Genomic DNA, 20,150 nt, shown 5'->3' on the forward strand with positions numbered 1-20,150 from the left:
CATATAAAATGGAACTGTCCTCCCATTTTAAAGAGTGGTTAACAATTGGGGTTCAGTTCAAGGGTTAGCCACTCTTTAAAATGAATGGCGAGATACAATTCACATGTATTGATTGTATATGGCAACACAAAAGATAACCATTTCGATGCCACTATTCTATATCCCTTCTGATTTTGGCGTCTTTTATTTATTAAGATATTGTTAACTATCATCAAGATAAGGATTTAATAATCAATTTTTCTCCCGCTGTTTTTAGAAAGAAAAGCCGATTTTCCTAAGTAGGAAAATCGGCTTCTCTTTAACTATGTGAAGATATTTACTTAAACAAAACTATTCAACTTACACCTTTCTATGCTTGGTTATTATTAATACCGATCTTTCCTGCCTTTTTCTTCAAGTCCAGACAAGATAATTTTCAATGCAATAATTAATGTCGTAAATGCTATAAGTGGAAAGAGCATTATCCAAGGATTTAGTAGAAATTCTCGATAATCTGATCCTATTAAACCTGCCCATTCATTAGATAAAGAGAACTTCTTAGAACTGTCTGGTGATTCGTTCATTTGAATTTCTTTATCACCACCAATAAAAATCCCTAATACGCCAAGATGAATAAGCAAGAAAAGTAACTGAATAAGTTCTTGAATAAAGAAAATAGCCACTCTTGGCTTTATCAATATCCATATATGTTTTTTAAATAAATAATATTTACTTACTCCTGATAATTTTGCAATACTTATAAAGTCTTTGGTCAAAATAACTTTGATTTCATCGGATAAGAGAATCGTTAATGGTGGTATACCAATTAAGACTAACAATATCCCTTGTGCAATTAAAAACGCTGGACTAAAACTATCATATAAAGCAGTAAGTGGTCCCAATACAAAAAAAATAATGATAACTGGCGGAATAAAGTATGCTACATCCACTACTCGTTTAATATAACGCTGTGACTTTTTTACATAAAAGGCATACAAAATGGAGAATCCCACAGCAAAGATAAAACGCAAAAGGCAAATAAGTACTATATATATAATAGTGAATTTTGCACCCTCTATCACATTGTTGAACAAAGATTCACCTATTTTGTTTGTTCCAAGAGGTGGATACTCTAACGGAGAAAATGGTGCTTTTCCAATAAGATTTCCTTCTTCGTTATATAACAATCTTGTAATAGACTGCTGGTTATCAGGCACAATTAAGTCAGGAAAAAAGCTAACTAATAGTAGCAAAAAGATATATAAAAGTCCTATTCCAATTTTTATGTGTTTAGTATGTTTCTTCATCTTTTGTCTCCTGCATAGTTGCGTCGTATCCAGTCCACTTCGATATTATATATTCCCCCAATTTAATGAGTATGTACGATGGTATGTATATCATAACCAGAACCAAAATGAGAATGCGATAATCACCGATACCGTATACTTTAACAAATTTCATTATCCCATCCATATTAAATAGGATTTCTAGAATGAGTAGGCTAGAAATCATAAAGAGAATAATATTTTTAGAGTAACTTACTAGTGTTACCACCGTATTTCTTAGGAGATGAATAAAAAAAACATATCCTTCACTTAGCCCCTTTGATTTTAAAAACAAATAATAATCTTTTGACTTCTCTTCAGATATACTAGTGTGAAAGTATTTAAATAAGTGCAAAGCAGGTATGATACTTAAGCAAATAATCGGCAAGAAGTAAATCTTTTCTCCGCCAAGCTCATAGATACTAATAGCGGAAAACTCAGTTATTTTGAAAATCCAGATAATAAACTGCTGCGCTAATAGAATAATTAAAACATCAGGCATTGACTGTATGATAAAAAAAGAAAAATCTAACATTCTTTTACTTTTATTTGAGATTAAGCTAGCAATATACGTAAATAGGACGGCGAATACTACCGCTATAATAAATGAACATAAAAGAATGACAGCAGAATTAATATATTTTTCTTTCACCGCTTCGAAAAATGTGAGATTAGAACCATTACTAAGTGGGATTGTAACTTCTTGAGGATGAACTAAATAGTAAAAGCCACTAGATATACCTTCGAGGAAGGGTACCATACTTCCTGTTTGCAATAAGAGAGGAAAACAACCAATCAGTACAATAACACATAGAATCAAAACAAACTCAATAATCATCTTCAGACAAGTACGCATCATACCCATCTTACTCTAACCCAAATTGATCTTTTTTGAATAACATTTCATTACTAAAATATAGCACTACGAAAGAATCAGGTGCAGCACCATCCCAATAATAAGGTTCAACATCTTTATAAACGACCTCGCCAGTTACTTCTTCCGTACCTATCATATCTGGCATTCCTAGTAAATCAATTACATCCTGATAAGGCATACTGCTTTCTAACTGATTATATTGTTGAATTGATACCAAGCCTTTTTTAGCTTCGTCTTTTCCCGAACAACCGACAATAATTCCAAAAAAAAGAACGAAAGCAAACAAAAATGTAGATTTTTTATTTTTCAAAATTACCATTCCTCCCTTTATATGATTGATAATGTTAACCACAAATGATATTCATATGATTGGGATTGTACCTTAATAACTAATACGCATAACAATGAACAATGTTTCAAAATTTTGTAAAAATCTCATTTTTCCAATTATTTAATATTAAGGAGAGTCAGCCTATCCAACAGCACAATTTCTTCAAGTAACCTACTTTTTTACTTTAATAAGGGAAAAGCGATGCCTGTTTTGAAGTATCGCACCTTATTTATGTAAATGGAAACATTGCTTCAAACACCATCTATGGAAGCAAATGTAGAGCAATTTCGTAAAGAGAGTAAAAATAAAAATATACTCAAAAAAAGAGAAATAATCAAAGATAAAAATTTGATTATTTCTCTACTACATCTATGAATATTACCATTCTAAAGACTCTAGGAATGATAGAATGTCTTGATGAATGGCATCCTTATCTTGTCCTAATGTCATCAAGTGCTTTGAATTAGAATAACCTTTTATCCTTTTATGAAGAGAAGATACTTTTTCATATATATAATTAGCACTTTCTCTATATAATGGGTTATCTAATTCTCCGTACATTATAGATATTGGCTGCTTCACTTGAGGCAAGCCTTTTATAGTTAAGTCAATAAAATCCTTGAATTGCAATAAACTACTTGTTGAATTAACTTCTAACGCATCTATTTCCTTCGAAATTTTATCTTTTTCTTTTCCCTGCGATTGTTTATAGTATTTTGCATAAGATAGTACACGTTTTTTTAGCGAAAACACTTCATTCTTATATGGAACAGACATAGTAACTATACCTGTAACATTCATTTTCTGACCAAGCTTTAGTGCTAATAGTCCACCTAATGACACACCAATGACAGCAATATGCTGATAACCTTCATTTTTTAAAAAATTGTACCCTTCTTCTGCACTTTCCCACCATTCCCTTGGAGTTGATAAAATTAAATGTTCAGCCGAATAACCATGTCCTTTATACAAAGGAGCATAGCAAGTATAATCCTCTCTATTTAGAAAGCTACCTAGTTTTTTCATATCAACCGTATTGCTTGTAAAAGAGTGTAAAAGTAATACCGCTTTAGAACCGCCTTTGTAGTAGAAGGGTTTTGGCTCGCTAATTCGTACCATATCCGTTACCCCCTTATTCTGAAATGAACAATCCTATATATAAACAAAAAGGATAATACCCCATTGAGGTAGTGCGATTATGGGTATGTAAGAAGCAAATTCAAACCTTAGAGCATATATGGATAGTTACTATTTATAAATGAATAGTCAATTATTCTCTATAATTTCAAAAGTCTCACGTTTCTATACGAAAACGTTCTGTGCATTTAATTTTAAACGTAAGCTTTTACATATTTTAATTTTTTATCGGTCTCTTATGACAGGAACATTGCTACTATAATGCTTAAAAAAGAGCACTAACCTAACTTGTGACAGTACATTAAATAGGCTTCACTGAAGCAGGAATGATCTTTTATTTGCCTTTCATTGAAAAGTATCCATAACCACTAAAATGGATTCTTTTATAAATAAGCATCTTTTGGATTATTAGAAAGTTCTTCTATTGTAAGGAAGTCAAAACAAACTTCTTGTTCTTTTCCTTGTGGGCTACAAGCATATAAGCCAGCTTGCAAAATCGCATCATCTGGTATATTTAAATGAGCAATCCTAATTTGATTCCAACTTTCTCCGTCTAATGAAAAATCAACATAACAATTCTTTTCTATCTTAGATATCCGATAGTATGTATGTACCTCTTTACTATCTATATATTGGGTTGACCAATCAGAGTAACCATCGTTTGTAACTACTGCCCCTAGTTTACTGAAACCAGATGAAATATATTCTGTTGAGGTCTTTACCCATACGTCCTTTGTAAAGCGAATCATCAATCCAGCTTGATCGTATTTTGACTTAGGCAGAGCTTTCACTTTAGTAGTCATTCTAAAATTTTTATTTGTTTTCGCAAATAAAAAATGACCATTATCCACTTGAAAACCATAATGGGTCCTTTGCCAAAAATCTGTTCCTTCATCTGTTTTTAATACAAGATTGGAAGAAGTCTTGTCCACAAACCATTCTTTTGGCTCACTTTGCCATTCTAGCATGTCACTTAAATGTTCACTCTCAAAGTTTTCATAAAGAATCCTATTTTTATCCATGTATTTCCCCCAGTAATTACTTTTGTTTTATAGTAATACCATTTTAACCTACAATTTAAAACTTCATGTGCAAATCAATTCTTTTTTGTGATTATTCAAATAATTATTACTAATTTATCATCTATCCCACTCCTTATCAAGAACAGATAACTATATACCTTATTGCAATAAATTATTCTTTTTATCTCCTTACAAGTCAATCTTTCGTTTAAGTGAACTACCCCCTTCTCCCATGTACTTGTTGTTATATAGAAACATAATAAAAAGGCTTCCTATATGTAAATGGAAAGCCTTTTTATAATAGCTTGGTGATAAATTGAGAATAGCCCATTAAGTGACTTTTAAAGAGTTCCCTCTATTACTCACTTAATATTTAAAATACTCATTCCTTATTCTAAGGTAACGTCAATATCGCCATCTTTAGAACGGATATTTAATTTATCCTCACTCTGCCCAGAATTCGAAGATTTGGTTACAAGTTCTGTCCCATTAACCATAATACTTCCAAAACTATTGTGGATATCATAACTTAGTTCTGATTCTTTGTTTGCCAATGCTAATTGAACATCACCAAAATTAGATTCAATTACTGATTGACCAAATAACTCTCCATTAATATTTATTTCACCGTCTGTGCTTTCGATTTTCGTCCCATTACTAGTAAAATCGCGTAAAGTGGTATCTCCAAACAAGTTAATAAAATCTGCATTTTTAGTAATGTTCATTTTACTTAAATTAATATCTCCATCATTACTTTCAAGCGTAATTTCGGTTGTATTGACATTCGATGCCGTAATATTGCCAAATTTGTTATGCACAGTCAGTGAATTCGCTTTTATCTCATTTATATTTACAGTCCCATCATTGGATTGAATAGACAAGTTATTTATATTCATTCCATCCATTTTTATATCACCAAATTTATTATCAATATTTACATCGTCAAGGTCTGATACTTTAGGAATATACACTTTAATAATGGTCCTTTGAATGTTGCCTGATAGATTCATACTAAAAGAGAATATAGATTTAGTATTTTTTTCTTTAAGAATGAGTGTGTTATTGTTAACCTCTTGAGTAATTTCATTACCTTCCATTCTCTCTACTTCCAGTCGAAATTCCTCAGAAGGAATTATCTCTATATCAGCATCTGCCACATCAATTTCTAAACTCTTAAATTCTTTTAAGTCCCATTCCTCTTGTTTTCTATCTTCTTTACCAACTGCTTTCAAGCCATCATCTGTTTGGATAATAGAAAATTTCGCCCCAGAGAAAAAGCCGATTGCAGCGAGTAGAACACCCATCACCATTAATCCGCTAGCAATTAATTTACTCCGCCTTTTAAATTGTTTCATTTACATTGCCTCCTTGCGTTTGTTGCTAAACTTATCAAGTACTTTTTTCAGGAGTTTTACAATACCAGAGCTAACACTTTTAGAGAATCGGACAAAAGGAGAAAATAAAAGTATTCCTAAACCAACTGTTACGAATCCTAAACCTATAAAGAAAATCGAAGTTTCCCAATCTTGCATTATTACTGCACCTCCAGAAATAATGCTGAATATACCCGTAATTGGTAATCCAATTACAAGTAGGAAAAAAGTGAGTATAGTAACACCACAAACTAGTAATAAAGTTAATGCTAAAAGTATGATGACAAGAGCCAATGGCAGAGCAATGGGAGAAGCAATGGTAGCTAAGATAATAAACCAAATGGCGGAGAAGTTTTTCTTGGTAGTGTTTTTATGAGCATCCAGATCTTTGATAGCATAATCTGCTAAAATTTGAGATGCTACATATGCTGGGGATCCTAATCTCGCAATAACCTTACTAGTATTTTGTTCACCTGCTTCTTCAAAATATTGATGATAATATTCTATCGCTTCATTTATTTCTTCGTTTGGCAATTTCTTAATTTTCGATCGGAGTTTTTTTAAATACTCTTCTTTATTCACCTTTTATACCTCCTAATAATACGGAATCGATTTTTTGCTTATGCACCAACCATTCTTGTAGAAGTTCTTGATACTTCTCTATTCCACTGGCTGTTATTCGGTAATAGCGCCGATTTCTCCCTTGAAATGGCTGATCATATGTTGTTAAAAATCCTTGTTTTTGTAGTCTGCGCAGTACTGGATAAAGTGTTGATTCAGAAATATCCATAATTTCTCGGACTTGCTGAGTGAGTGAATAGCCATATGCATCATCCTTTACCAAGACTGCAAGGACACATGCATCAAGTAATGAGGAACCAAGCTGGAAAGACATTTAATAAAAACACCTCCAATATATAATATTATACGTTATATAGTATTAGAATAATCATATTATACGCCGTATAACATCCTACCGTCAAGTTCTAAATTTGGTTATTTTTGGATAATTTAGCCGCGTTCAAATTGATTTGCCTTGCCTCATCCTGATCTCCGCCACAAATTAAACATTAATTTTAATGAAATAGCGAAAAACAAAAAACCTTTCAAAAGAGGAGTAGAAAGGTTTTATAATGCATGAAACATTATTCCATTTAATGCTTTCATTATAAATTGGCTTCATTAATCGTTCATCATTAGTCTGCTTCTATCGTTACATAAGAAAAAGGCACCTCCCTTAAATAAAAGGAAAGTACCCTTTAGATGTTAGATTATGATAACTTCCTAATAAAAATATACAATTCTGTATAGCTATGAAGATAAAGTGTGTTTAATCTTTCTTCTGACCAGAGAGTTTTGCCCTATCATCTGCTAACGGCACTTGTTCCACCCAATTATTTTTAATCATTAACTTATAACCATCTTTCAGAAAATCTGTTAGTTCCAATAATAATCTAGAAAAATTCACTCCTAAATCATATCTCTGACTTGTTCCAATTGCTGTACCGTAAAGTCCCAGTTGTGTAGAGCCTATCACCATTTTTTGATACATCATAAGTCGATCAGAGAAAGGGGAAACGGTTGAACTAGTGATTTCCGATTCCTCAGACTTTGGGGAAGGTAGCTGTTCTTTTGACAATAATGATTCTAAAATTTCAACGTGCTTACTGATGACCTTTACCCCACGCCATAAAAAATCCTTCACTTCCTGTGATTTAGAAACTTGGGAAAATCCAATACACAAAGCTCTGTCCAACTGTCCTTTTTTTATATCCCAATATATATTGCTAATTTCAATACAATTTAGTGGCCTTTCACCACCAAGAATGCCTTGCAGGAAGCTTTTTGACTCAACAAACTCATAGCTAGTTGGTGGATTAATAAACGGCGGTCTTGATGCAATTCCTTTTTCCAAAAGTAAATCTAAAGAATCGTTAAAAAGGTCCATTGTTTCATTCTGACATTGAACAAAATAATCACGGATATCTCTTCTCATATTGCATGATAGAGCAGCTGCATATCCTGCCATGCCATGAATACTCGCTATGTATGTATAAGTCACACTAAATTCATCTGAGAATAAACGAGGAGCCTCCAGATTAACATCTTTATCCGTAAAACCATGTGGAATAGGGAATTTTTCTGCCACAAAGAACTCTTTTATTTTTATAATATGTCCTTCGGCTAAGCTTAAAGCAAATTGTAAAATAGGGCGGACTGATTTATCTTCAACAATATGAAGCATGTATTTAAAAATACAGATAGCCATCGTGTCATTTTGGTATTGTGTCCAAAGATTTGCAATTTCAGGGGCAGTAAGCCTTGAATTATGAGTTGTTTTGCCATTTTTATTTAAGCCAATCACAGAATCATTTCCTTTCAAAAATTACATTACTTAATGTTACTAAATTAATATGTATATAACCTTTACTTTTCCTATTTTTCATTAAAATATGTAAGATGTATAGAAACTTAAAGTGTGCTTTATTGATTTCCAAGACAGAAAAGCAAAGATTCATATACATGAAACACTAAAAATATATAAGAATTCTTTAAAATAACGAATCCAGTCTTAGTGTTCATTATTTTGTAAGTAGACAAAAAAGCCATTTCCTAGATAGGATAATGACTTTTATTCTCTCCTGGATTCTTCTTCTATTTATCTGCTTTTATACGCTTAGAACAAGATACTGGTAGTAAACAAAATTTTAATTATGTTTATTCTTTCACTCACTTAGCCCTCTATAATTTAAGTACAATTATTCACATCTATGTGAGACACATATATAGAAAAATAAGCTGCCATTTGGCAGTTACAGCTAAGGAACCATATTACTTTGAGATTTAAGAAAAGATATCAGTTTTTGGTTAACTTTTTTTGCTGATTTTCCAATCCAAATTAAATGTCCCCATGTATCCACTAAATATAACTCTGATTTCGCTATTTTTTTTTGAGCAGTCTGTGGATGTTCAAGTGAAATAAAACCGTCATTTACACTGTGAATAATAAGAGTTGAACTTTTGATCGATTTAAAATCTTGGTCCTTTATTTCTTTAGATTGCTTTAAATCAATAAGGAAACCATGACCAGAACGTTGACGTGCATTCATCTTTTTAAATTCTATAACATCGCTAACTTCAGATTTAAGTTGGAGCTCTTTTTTGTCAAGAGAACTAAACTGTGGAGCCATCATCTTAAACATAGCCTTCGGAAACAGATTACTAAGTCTACTAAGTACCCTCCATGTAATCCCTTCAACAGAAGGCCGAAAAATAATATGGGCTGCTTTATACGCTAAGTCTTTATTTGTCAACCATTCCTTAGAGACTGCACTCTCTAAAATAAGACTTTTTACTCTTTCTGGATACAAAGACGCAAAACGTATTCCAGTTGGACCGCCAGCTGAAATTGCTATCACATGAACTTGATCTATTTGTAGGTGTTTCAGTAAATTTACATAATACCCACAAGCCTTTGTTAAGCTTTCTCCTACTTCCTTAGATGTTCTTCCATACCCTGCTCTTGAAGGGGTAATTATGGAGTAACCACTATCTAGTAGTGATTTATATCCAAATTCTTCGTTACAATTTGAGTGACCACCGTGAAAAATTAAAATTGGCTCTCCTTTACCGACCAATGAATATTCAATTGTTATTCCTTCTATAGAATATTTCTCGATTGTTCGTTCCATACTATCAACTCCCATAGTGATTCTACGAGTTCCTTGACTAAATGTTTCATAAATCCATAATATATTTTATTAGATAGGAAAGTAGAAAGAAGCATTTAAGTTTGAGCAATCGAATTGTATAGGCAGAAAGTGACTTTGTTATGTTAGTTGTTCTTCTACGCAATTTTGATACAAATCATTAAAGATTCGAAGCCCTTGTTTTCTTAAACATTAGAAAAAGCTACTTAATAATTAGTTAGGGTGCTCATTATGTTAAAGTCGGTCCATTCAGTACTTTCCTTTTAAAATTTGAACAAAAATGGATACTCTTCATTCTTTAATAATTTGGATTTGGTAATACTGAGTTTATCCCACCTTTTTGTTTAGGTAATTTTTCGGTTGATGTTTTCCCTGTAACTCTAGGAACCAAAAATACGATGGAAGAAATGGGAAGGATACAGAAGATTACATTTCTAATGTTTCCTGTATTAGCTGAGACTTCTCCATTGCTTACCACCAAAAAACACCACCTTTTTTTATATTTTTATTTTAATCTAAGAAATTCCTCAACTAGCTTCCTTAATAACCACACTGAATACACAGTTTCACACACAGTAAATGAGCATTAACTCATAAACAAATCGTTAATCTTTTTAACCTTCATTTTAACTAAAGAAAACATCTCATTTGTTATTCGAACCACATTCAAATAATACAGGAATACTTCTCCAAAAGTGGCTGAAGTACTCTAAAAAAATAAAAATACATATGTACGCTCCTGTTCCTTAATTAAAGGAAGTAGGAATTCCCTTTTTGTTTCAGAACAAAAATTACTCTTTTTCTTACAGAATATGAAAATGCGAACTCACATAGAAAATATTTATCTCTATCATTCTACACAAAGAAATAAATTACTTTCATTTCCAGTTAAAACAGAAATTATTTTCCTCATTGAAATTTTAAAATGGGTTGGAAATGAAACAGTAAATCTTGGCTTTAAGGCGCTACCTGTTGCAAATGGTGAGATTTGAACATCTGTTATATGATGTTTTAACTGTAGTTATAAAGGAAGAACATCTCTCTAACAATAAGTCTAGCAATCCTCTAAAAGACTTTGTTTGGGAATCCTTTTTTATGATTTCAAGTTATATGTGGATAATATAACCTACGATATAACACAATATAGATGTTTATACAATTCAAGAAAGTAGGTGTACTACATGAAATATGAACAGCTTGCAAAAGATATTTTGCAAAATATAGGGGGGAAGGAAAATGTTAACAGTGTCGTTCATTGTATCACTCGTTTACGCTTTAAGTTAAAAGATGAAAGTAAAGCTAATACAGATGTCATTAAAAATATGGAAGGTGTAGTAACCGTCATGAAAAGTGGTGGCCAGTACCAAGTGGTCATCGGAAATCATGTACCCGATGTATATAAGGCTGTTGTTGAGGTCGGTGGTTTTCATAACCAAACTAATGATGAAAAAGCAGATGGTAAGAAACAAGGAATATTTAATCAATTTATAGATATTATATCCAGTATTTTCACACCAGTTTTAGGCGTACTAGCAGCAACAGGGATGATTAAAGGATTTAATGCATTATTTTTAGCATTGGGTTGGCTAGATACAACTGCTGGAACCTATCAAATCTTAAATGCGCTTGGAGATTCATTGTTTTATTTCTTCCCGATATTCCTAGGTTATACAGCAAGTAAAAAGTTCGGAGGTACAACGTTTATTGGGATGGTAATTGGTGCATCTCTTGTTTACCCCACATTAACGACATTAACAACAGGAACGCCTATTACCACATTATTTTCAGGATCTGTTTTTCAGTCACCTGTTTATATTACTTTCTTAGGTGTTCCAGTGATTCTTATGAGCTACGCATCCTCTGTCATTCCTATTATACTGGCAGCTTATTTTGGTGCGAAGCTTGAGAAGTTTTTCCGAAAAGTAATACCAGATGTCGTTAAAACTTTTTTAGTACCTTTTTTTACTCTATTAATAGCTGTACCAATCACATTTCTAGTAATAGGACCAGTTGCAACTTGGGCAGGAGTATTAATTGGACAAGCAACCCTTTGGCTCTACAACCTAAGTCCTATCATCGCAGGAATATTCGTTGGTGGATTATGGCAAGTTTTTGTTATATTTGGTTTGCATTGGGGGCTGGTACCGATCGCTATCAACAATCTAACTGTACACGGAGCAGATCCAATATTAGGTACCATGTTCGGAGCTTCTTTTGCACAAATCGGAGCCGTTCTTGGTGTATGGTTAAAAACTAAGCAACAAAAATACAAATCATTAAGCATACCTGCTTTTATCTCAGGCATATTCGGTGTTACTGAACCAGCTATTTACGGTATCACACTACCATTGAAAAAACCATTTATTATCAGTTGTATTGCGGCAGCTGTTGGTGGTGGAATTCTTGGTTATACTAACTCTCAAATATATATGGTAGGTGGATTAGGGATATTTGGTATTCCGACTTATATAGACCCTAAAGAAGGGATTACTTTTGGATTTTGGGGTGCAATCATCTCCATTGTTATTGCTTTTATTTTGGCTTTTATACTTACTTACTTGTTTGGAAATAGCCGTGAAGAAAGTACAAGTAACAATACAAAGGAAAATATCGAAACTAAACCACCAGTTCAAATTGCGGATGAAGTTCTATATAGTCCAATAACTGGCGAAATTTCCCCATTATCAGAGCTTAAAGATGAAGCCTTTGCAACTGGAGCACTCGGCAAAGGTACAGCAATTGAACCAGATGAAGGAAAAGTTTACTCACCTACAGATGGTACTGTAACTGCATTATTTCCTACAAACCATGCAATAGGTATTACTTCCACAAAAGGAGCAGAGATTTTAATCCATATAGGACTAGATACTGTCGAATTGAATGGGAAATATTTTAACGCACATGTCAGTCTGGGTTCCAAAGTCAAAAAAGGACAACTTCTTATTGACTTTGATTTACATGAAATAACGAAAGCAGGTTATGTTGTCTCTACCCCTGTTATTGTTACAAATCAGGGAGATTTTGAACAAATTATCTCGATTGATCAAAAGCAAATTAAGGTAGGAGAAAAGTTTATTGAGGTGAAAGCAAAACTTAAATAACTTAAAGAGGTGACCTTATGAGTAGAAATGTACAATTTCCAGATGGATTTTTATGGGGTGGCGCAGTTGCAGCAAATCAGTTAGAGGGAGCTTATCAGGAAGATGGTAAGGGGCTTTCCACTGCTGATGTTTCTCCTAAAGGAATCATGAGTTCTCCAGATTTCTCCATGAAACAGTTTAATTTATACCATGAAGGTATTGATTTCTATCACAAGTACAAAGAAGATATTGCGTTATTTGCTGAAATGGGTTTTAAAGCATTTCGCTTCTCCATTGCATGGACACGCATATTTCCTAATGGAGATGACAAACAACCAAACGAAAAAGGTCTACAATTCTATGATGACATGATTGATGAATTGAAGAAAAATAATATTGAACCTGTTGTTACAATTTCTCATTACGAAATGCCACTTAATCTTGTAGAGCAATATGGTGGTTGGAAAAATCGGCAAGTAGTCACCTTTTATGAAACATTTGCAAAGACTATCTTAAAAAGATATCGTAATAAGGTAAAGTTTTGGATGACTTTCAATGAGATTAATGTGTTGTTACATGCCCCATTCACTGGAGGAGGTCTCCTATTCAAAGAAGATGATAAAAATGAGCAAGAAATTTACCAAGCAGCCCATCATCAGTTTATAGCAAGTGCTTTAGCAGTAAAGGCAGGACACGAGGAGATTCCTGACTCTCAAATCGGCTGTATGATAGCTTCTATGATTACTTATCCATATAGCTCAAAACCTGAAGATATGTTTGCTGCATTGACTCAAGACAGGAAGACGTTATTTTTCTCTGATGTACAATCGAGAGGATATTATCCAACTTATATTAATAATTATTTTACTGAAAATAATATCAACATCGAAATGGAAGCAGGAGATTTAGAACTTTTACAAGACTATACGGTCGATTATATTGGATTTAGCTACTATATGTCTTTTGTCGCTAGCACTGACCCAACACATCAAGATGGAAAAACATCCGGAAATCTTCTAGAAGGAATGAAAAACCCTCATCTAAAATCATCAGAATGGGGTTGGCAGATTGATCCAATAGGATTGAGAACAGTATGCAATCAGCTGTATGATCGGTATCAAAAACCTTTATTCATCGTTGAAAATGGGCTTGGTGCCATAGACAAGTTAGAGGAAGATGGAACAATACAAGATGACTATCGAATAGAATATCTTCGGGAACATATAAAAGAAATGAAAAAAGCGGTTGGAGATGGAGTGGAAATAATGGGCTACACGTCTTGGGGACCAATTGATTTGGTTAGTGCTTCAACAGCTGAACTAAAAAAACGATATGGTTTTATTTATGTAGATCGAGATAGTGAAGGAAAAGGAACCAATAATCGTATAAGAAAAAAAAGCTTTAAATGGTACAAAAAAGTAATAGAAACAAATGGAGATGTTCTTTAATTAATAATGTTAATTAGAACTAAATATAACCACCAAAAAAGGTAACAACTGTGCATTGGGGGAGTAAATCCCCCCATAATTAATTCAAACCATGTTTTTTTGCAATCTAAATCCAAGTAATCCAGCTATTACAAACAATTCAGGTTTGCTCCAGTAATTAAAACCTCTTTCCATTATGAATGATTATCCTTTAATCCCCTTACTTAAATAGATTTTATATGAACTACTATACCTTGCTTCGTTAAAAGCACCGAAAGCTAAGTAAGAAAACCCACTTGACATAACAAATATAAGCATTAACTTCTAGATTGAGCGTTAATATGCATTGTACGAATTCGTTCTTGAAGTGATATAAGATTCTACTGGATAATATAAGAAATGTCCTGTATTTATAGACTCATTCCTATTTTCCTACTGGAGTATTAACTTATACTCTTGTTTTACTATAGACCTGTTAGCACAAGCATTTAAACTATTTAATTGCTATGTGAATCTCCATTTGACCGTTAGGATAATATTTTTCAAAATCATATGAGTAAGCTCTCTCCAAAATCCCTTTCTCTTCACGCCCCCATATCTCCTTCCAAGCATTAAGTATTCCATATTCATCTGATGTATCCACTTCAAAAACTTCATATTTACTGGTGTTCGGAATTTTCATTTGGGATTGGTTATCACTACCTTCTATTGCTACGCTTAAAGTATAATCGCTTTTATAATCACTCTCGTAATCATAATACAGACCAAATGTAACCTCATCCTGATTATTCAAAAGACTTGATGCTTCTTTCCACATTTCTGTAATCTTTTGCATAATAGCTTCATCTTTAAAATTATTAGTTCTAACACTCTTAATTATGTTTAGGTTCAATAGAGTTACCCCTTTCGATGTTTTTATTTACTTTATTCTACAAAAAACAAATTTCACCTTCTAATTTTACAAACCTGCCACTATAGCGGATATTAGAGAAATGCTCCACTTTATTTAAGGAACCCCTGTTACTTAAATATCCTTCATATCACTTAATACAAAAAATTTATTTTTTATTGGCTTTCTTTGTCAATAAATCGTAGCATTCCTTTTCCAATGGATATAACATCTTCTTGATTAAAAATAATACAGGCTGTTCCTCCAACATACTTCTCACATTCAAACTCACCAAGAACTGTCACGACCCCTTTTCAAAAAGATAAATGAGTTCACCGCTATGTTCCTCAATAGCACTTAATTCGTTGTGTAAATATGCTTTAATCGGTTTATCGTATAATATCATACGGATCACGCCTTTATATGTTTATATTCATAAGTTCAATACAAACAGTTTAAATTCCTTCTTGAAGTATCCTGCCCCTTTTCTACCATAAGCAAGATTTCACTTATTTTAGGAATCTTGCCCCCTATTACGTCAGAAGAAATGACTTCCCTATTAGTTAAGGTAAGTCCCAGGTAACTGAACAACATATTATAATTTTGACTCAGCCCACGGACAAAAATCAATTCCTAAACTTGCAGAACCACCATCATGAATTATCAATCCGTTGTCATTATCTTTTTCATCAAATATAATTATTTTACCAGGAAAAATGAATGTCAGAGTCCCATTGATAATAAATACTAGGAATTAAGTCCACTGTTGGAAACTTTTCATTGAGATAATGTTTTAAGTGCATTTATTGTTTCTCACTTTCAAAAAATCAATGTAATTTAGATTATTTAGCGCAAATAAGTATACCATTCCTTATTTCACTAACCTACCCTTTAGTAACGTAAGAAAAGCCACCTGAATTGGCAGCTGATTTTGATGCATACGTTAGTTGAAGAAGGACTTTAGAAAAGTTTATAGAATTAATTTACTTACATATGGGGGAGACAAATGGAATCTATAAATAAAATTTCTTATAAAGTAAATGAATCAATTAAAGCAGAAGAACTCTCAAAAATATTCAAAACATCTGGTATTAAAAGACCATCTGATGATCTGAATAGACTTCAACGAATGATTAAGAATTCTAATGTATTGATTACCGCTTGGAATAATAATCAACTTATCGGAGTTGCCAGAGCTATTACCGATTATTGTTATTGCTGTTATCTATCTGATTTAGCTGTAAATAAGAATTATCAAAACAGGGGGGTAGGCAAAGAGCTTGTAAGATTACTTAAAGAACATATTGGGGATGAAGTTGCCTTACTTCTTTTGTCTTCACCTACTGCGATGGAATACTATCCTAAAATTGGTTTTGAAAAAATAGAAAATGGTTTTAAAATTTCAAGAAAGAAATAATAACATTGGAGTGGCGTTTAAGTCACTTCTTTTTTTGTTCTCAAGTGCAAACCTGCTATTTTTATGACATATGAATTTACTTCATTAACAGGACAAAGAGATCATCTTCAACAATCAAATATTTATATTATGTTATTAATAGATAGCATTGTATTAAGAACCTCTTTTTTTATATTTACATGAAACAATTCGGCTAATAGAAACAACATTTCTTATTTCATTAAACTGCCCCTATTCAACCATTACCAAGGCTTCGCAAATTACAGGAATCCTCCCCCTTTAGCGACATTAGTGAATTTCTTCCGATTCTACTCATTCCTACACCTATGACCATCAAGAGTCGACGGCTTACAATGGTACATTATGGTCATATTGATTAAAAATTGAAAGAAAAAACACCCGCTTTTGTTTAAAGGGGTGTCCATTACTATTCATATCTTAATGCATCAATTGGACTCAGTTTAGAAGCTTTGTTAGCTGGAAGTATACCAAAAATAATTCCTATAAACGCAGAAAATCCTATTCCTATGAATATAACAAGCGGGCTAACTGTAGCTGTGATAGGGGATAAATTTGAAATTATTATCGCACCAATTATTGCAATACCGATACCAATTAATCCTCCTAATAAAGTTAATGTCATCGCTTCAATAAGGAACTGCAATAAAATTTTCCCTCTTGTAGCCCCGATTGCTTTCCTTAGCCCAATCTCTCTTGTTCGCTCCGTTACTGACACAAGCATAATATTCATGACACCAATCCCTCCAACTAATAGAGATATACCAGCGATACTACCAATAAACAGTGTCATCAATGTGATTACCGTATCTACTTCCTGTTCATATTCAGAAAAGTCGTTGATTGAATACATTCCATTTTCCAGTTTTTTCTTTTCGGTTAATGCATTTGCTGCTAGCCAACCTGTTTCGGAAATTTTCTCTGAATCACTTGCTATTACTGCTAATCTCTCAATCTCCCTATTCCCAAACATCATTGAAATGACTGCTCGAGGCATAAGCATCTCTCCAACTTCACTATATTGATATTGTTCTGGAATTGGAGATACATAGATACCAATTAATTTATAAGGATTACCATTTAATTCAATAATCTCACCAATTACATCCTCTTGATTCTTAAAAAATTTATCTCTTGCTACAGTATCAATCATGACTACTCGGTTCATACCATCATTATCTCTAGCATTTATAGGTCGACCTTCAATGACTTGAATATTTCTTGCGGAGAAAAATTCTGGGCCTACTCCTGTTATCTCCATTTCTCCTTGCTGATCATTATAAACCATCGGACCATAGCCTTGATTTGTGGCAATAACAGCTTCCACACCTGGCACCTCTGAAAGTGTTTCTATGTCCTCAGAAGTTAATTCAGGCTCCTCCCAATACATTTCAGATTCATCTTCACCTTCAACTGGAATTGGCTCATACCAGATATCAACAGCATTTTTATCTGTACTAAATAACTCTTCCGTCATTTTTGTTTTTGCACCTTGGCCAATAGCAACAATGATGATTACTGCTGCAACACCAATAATAACTCCAAGCATTGTTAAAATAGATCGAACCTTATGTTTCCAAATCGAGGATAATGCTACTTTAAAGCTATCAAACAAATTCATGGCCTACACCTCTGGTCACCTATTATTAAACCATCCTTTAAAGTAATCACCCTATTTGTATAGGCAGAAACTTCTTTCTCATGTGTAACGATCACAACCGTCTTACCTTCATTATTGAGTTGAACGAAAAGCTCCATAATCTGTTCACTTGTTTTTGAGTCAAGTGCTCCAGTTGGTTCATCCGCTAATATAATGGATGGGTTATTAACAAGTGCCCGTGCAATAGCAACGCGCTGTTTTTGTCCTCCTGATAATTCATTTGGCAAATGCTTCATCCTATCTTCTAATCCGACTTTTGAAAGCATTTGTTTTGCTCTTTCTATTCTTTCACGCTTCGATACCCCCGCATAGATAAGAGGAGCCTCTACATTTTGCAGGACATTTAATCTTGGAAGTAAAAAGAATTGCTGGAAAACAAACCCTATATGTTCATTTCTCAATTTCGTAAGCTCTTTATCTTTTGCAAGTGTTATTTTCTCTTCGCCTAATTCATACGTACCTGATGAAGGGGAATCTAAAAAACCAATAATATTCATTAAGGTTGTTTTCCCTGAACCAGAGGGTCCCATAATCGCAACAAATTCTCCATCTTCTATTGTTAAATTAATACCGTGCAATATAGGAATTTCTAAAGATCCCTTTCCATATGCTTTTGTAATCTCACTCAATTTCATCAAAAGAGATCACTTCCATTCCATCATACATTTCCTCATTTGGAATCGTAACGATAAGTTCATCAGGATTTACTCCTTCCGTTACTTGTATCAATTCATCATTCATGGAACCACTTACTACTTCACGTCTTTCTAATTTATCATTCGAAAGTACGTAAACGATTGGGATACCCTCTTCATCTATGATGGCACTATGCGGAATAACTGGGAATTTTTCTATTCCAGTTATTTTTACCTCTAGAGAAACGTGGTAACCTTGACGAAGTTCTGCTGTATCATCAGTAATGGCAACCTTAAACGGATACATTGTCACGTTCCCACCTCCCATGCTACCTCCTAATTCTTCTCCTTCACTTGCTCCATTCGGGAATTGGGAAACCGATTCAACAACCCCATTCCATTTTCGATCCTTAAATACCTTTGGACGCACGACAACTTCTTGTCCAGATTGAATTTTCACTGCATCAAATTCACTCATTGTTCCTATTACTTTGTATGGATTACTGGATATAATATGTACAACAGGCTCAGAAGAACCGACTTCTGTTTTCGCAATGTTTTTATTAACTTTCACCACAATGCCATCTATTTTACTGACAACTGTCATTCCCTTTTTACGATTTGTTATTTCATTTATTTGCTCTTGTGCAGAGGTAACCTCTGATTTTGTACTCTCATATTGAAGCTCTAGCTGTAATTTTTCACTAGTTAGCTGATTGATATCTTCCTGTGGTACATCCACTTCTGAAGTGTTCTCTTCAATAGGAGTCTGTGTAGCTTGTTTATTTTTCGCCTCCTCAATTCGTTTACTTAACTCTGCTATTTGATTTTGTTCTACTTGTGCTCTACTTTTAATTAAATCCCTTTCACGGACAGCTTTATTTTGTTCAATATCTAGTCTAGAAGAATCATATGAAAATAGAGGATCTCCCGCTTTCACTACCTGGTTTTCTTCCACCTTATATTCGCTGATTTCTCCATTATCTGGCTCGATAAATACCTTCTGTTCGCTCTCAGGAACAATTTCCCCTGTTACAAGTATCGTCTCCGTCAATTCTTGTTCTATTGCTTTTTGAACAGTTATTGGCAATTCTTGAATTTCACCGTCCACCATACTTACCTGTTTCCCTTTTATGTAAAATGTTATCACTACCGCGATCACTATTACTCCCATGACAGAAGCAATCGAGAACCATAGCTTTTTTTTCTTCACATTAAATCCTCCTCCTAATTCTCCTTGTTTCTCCTTGTTTCTCCTTGTTTCTCCTTG

Annotated in this window: 21 protein-coding genes; 4 read left to right on the top strand and 17 right to left on the bottom strand. The window is 33.4% G+C overall.

The window, feature by feature from the left end; genetic code table 11:
• Window positions 1-365: 365 nt before the first annotated feature.
• From F9279_RS04280 to F9279_RS04330, 11 genes are all read right to left on the bottom strand, one after another.
• A complete protein-coding gene (locus F9279_RS04280; protein WP_152111548.1) occupies window positions 366-1,286 on the bottom strand; it encodes an ABC transporter permease subunit in 921 nt (306 codons plus the stop codon).
• Window positions 1,270-2,142 (bottom strand): ABC transporter permease subunit, encoded by an 873-nt coding sequence (locus F9279_RS04285; RefSeq protein WP_226793212.1) that lies wholly within the window; start codon window positions 2,140-2,142, stop codon window positions 1,270-1,272. The genes F9279_RS04280 and F9279_RS04285 overlap by 17 nt, the downstream gene beginning before the upstream one ends.
• A gap of 28 nt (window positions 2,143-2,170) precedes the next feature.
• On the bottom strand, window positions 2,171-2,491 hold the full coding sequence (locus F9279_RS04290) for a hypothetical protein (protein WP_152111550.1): 321 nt from the start codon (window positions 2,489-2,491) through the stop codon (window positions 2,171-2,173).
• 399 nt (window positions 2,492-2,890) lie between these two features.
• Entirely contained in the window at window positions 2,891-3,631 is a 741-nt protein-coding gene (locus tag F9279_RS04295; RefSeq protein ID WP_152111551.1) for an alpha/beta hydrolase, read from the bottom strand.
• A 401-nt stretch (window positions 3,632-4,032) separates the two neighbouring features.
• Window positions 4,033-4,671, bottom strand: a complete 639-nt coding sequence (locus tag F9279_RS04300; protein WP_152111552.1) for a DUF1349 domain-containing protein — start codon at window positions 4,669-4,671, stop codon at window positions 4,033-4,035.
• 389 nt (window positions 4,672-5,060) lie between these two features.
• Window positions 5,061-6,026, bottom strand: a complete 966-nt coding sequence (locus F9279_RS04305; RefSeq protein ID WP_152111553.1) for a DUF4097 family beta strand repeat-containing protein — start codon at window positions 6,024-6,026, stop codon at window positions 5,061-5,063.
• Window positions 6,027-6,626 carry a DUF1700 domain-containing protein gene (locus tag F9279_RS04310; protein WP_152111554.1) on the bottom strand — a complete coding sequence of 200 codons (600 nt, stop codon included), beginning with the start codon at window positions 6,624-6,626 and terminating at the stop codon, window positions 6,027-6,029.
• Window positions 6,619-6,939 carry a PadR family transcriptional regulator gene (locus tag F9279_RS04315; RefSeq protein WP_152111555.1) on the bottom strand — a complete coding sequence of 107 codons (321 nt, stop codon included), beginning with the start codon at window positions 6,937-6,939 and terminating at the stop codon, window positions 6,619-6,621. The genes F9279_RS04310 and F9279_RS04315 overlap by 8 nt, the downstream gene beginning before the upstream one ends.
• A gap of 435 nt (window positions 6,940-7,374) precedes the next feature.
• Complete coding sequence (locus F9279_RS04320) at window positions 7,375-8,409, bottom strand: DUF3231 family protein (protein WP_193224443.1); 1,035 nt, start codon at window positions 8,407-8,409, stop codon at window positions 7,375-7,377.
• A gap of 454 nt (window positions 8,410-8,863) precedes the next feature.
• Window positions 8,864-9,736, bottom strand: coding sequence for an alpha/beta fold hydrolase (locus F9279_RS04325; protein WP_152111557.1), 873 nt, complete (start codon window positions 9,734-9,736; stop codon window positions 8,864-8,866).
• Window positions 9,737-10,052: 316 nt separating this feature from the next.
• Window positions 10,053-10,235, bottom strand: coding sequence for a hypothetical protein (locus tag F9279_RS04330; RefSeq protein ID WP_152111558.1), 183 nt, complete (start codon window positions 10,233-10,235; stop codon window positions 10,053-10,055).
• A gap of 331 nt (window positions 10,236-10,566) precedes the next feature.
• Here F9279_RS04330 and F9279_RS24985 point away from each other — a divergent pair, with 331 nt between their 5' ends.
• The 3 genes from F9279_RS24985 to F9279_RS04340 all read left to right on the top strand — a co-directional run bounded on the left by F9279_RS24985 (window position 10,567) and on the right by F9279_RS04340 (window position 14,282).
• Window positions 10,567-10,746, top strand: a complete 180-nt coding sequence (locus F9279_RS24985; RefSeq protein ID WP_193224444.1) for a hypothetical protein — start codon at window positions 10,567-10,569, stop codon at window positions 10,744-10,746.
• A 189-nt stretch (window positions 10,747-10,935) separates the two neighbouring features.
• Window positions 10,936-12,855, top strand: coding sequence for a beta-glucoside-specific PTS transporter subunit IIABC (locus tag F9279_RS04335; protein WP_152111559.1), 1,920 nt, complete (start codon window positions 10,936-10,938; stop codon window positions 12,853-12,855).
• 17 nt (window positions 12,856-12,872) lie between these two features.
• Window positions 12,873-14,282, top strand: coding sequence for a 6-phospho-beta-glucosidase (locus F9279_RS04340; RefSeq protein WP_152111560.1), 1,410 nt, complete (start codon window positions 12,873-12,875; stop codon window positions 14,280-14,282).
• Window positions 14,283-14,754: 472 nt separating this feature from the next.
• Here F9279_RS04340 and F9279_RS04345 read toward each other — a convergent pair whose 3' ends face one another.
• The 3 genes from F9279_RS04345 to F9279_RS26180 all read right to left on the bottom strand — a co-directional run bounded on the left by F9279_RS04345 (window position 14,755) and on the right by F9279_RS26180 (window position 15,817).
• Window positions 14,755-15,153: a GyrI-like domain-containing protein gene (locus F9279_RS04345; protein WP_152111561.1), complete on the bottom strand. Its 399-nt coding sequence runs from the start codon at window positions 15,151-15,153 to the stop codon at window positions 14,755-14,757.
• A 173-nt stretch (window positions 15,154-15,326) separates the two neighbouring features.
• A complete protein-coding gene (locus F9279_RS25895) occupies window positions 15,327-15,455 on the bottom strand; it encodes a hypothetical protein (protein WP_264298219.1) in 129 nt (42 codons plus the stop codon).
• Between the two features lie 290 nt (window positions 15,456-15,745).
• The gene (locus F9279_RS26180) at window positions 15,746-15,817 is read right to left on the bottom strand and encodes a DUF6980 family protein (RefSeq protein ID WP_413463193.1); all 72 of its coding nucleotides are present in this window, start codon (window positions 15,815-15,817) and stop codon (window positions 15,746-15,748) included.
• Between the two features lie 339 nt (window positions 15,818-16,156).
• Between F9279_RS26180 and F9279_RS04350 the strand changes: the two genes are divergently transcribed.
• Entirely contained in the window at window positions 16,157-16,567 is a 411-nt protein-coding gene (locus tag F9279_RS04350) for a GNAT family N-acetyltransferase (RefSeq protein ID WP_152111562.1), read from the top strand.
• A gap of 427 nt (window positions 16,568-16,994) precedes the next feature.
• On the opposite strand, the gene F9279_RS04355 is transcribed toward F9279_RS04350, so the two are convergent.
• From F9279_RS04355 to F9279_RS04365, 3 genes are read right to left on the bottom strand one after another with little or no spacing between them, the layout of a single operon-like run.
• Window positions 16,995-18,206 (bottom strand): ABC transporter permease, encoded by a 1,212-nt coding sequence (locus F9279_RS04355; protein WP_152111563.1) that lies wholly within the window; start codon window positions 18,204-18,206, stop codon window positions 16,995-16,997.
• Window positions 18,203-18,883, bottom strand: a complete 681-nt coding sequence (locus F9279_RS04360) for an ABC transporter ATP-binding protein (protein WP_152111564.1) — start codon at window positions 18,881-18,883, stop codon at window positions 18,203-18,205. Before F9279_RS04360 ends, F9279_RS04355 begins: the two co-directional genes overlap by 4 nt.
• Window positions 18,867-20,093 carry an efflux RND transporter periplasmic adaptor subunit gene (locus F9279_RS04365; protein ID WP_152111565.1) on the bottom strand — a complete coding sequence of 409 codons (1,227 nt, stop codon included), beginning with the start codon at window positions 20,091-20,093 and terminating at the stop codon, window positions 18,867-18,869. Before F9279_RS04365 ends, F9279_RS04360 begins: the two co-directional genes overlap by 17 nt.
• Between the last annotated feature and the right edge of the window lie 57 nt (window positions 20,094-20,150).

The organism is Bacillus sp. B1-b2 (assembly GCF_009183415.1).
GTDB lineage: Bacteria > Bacillota > Bacilli > Bacillales > Cytobacillaceae > Niallia.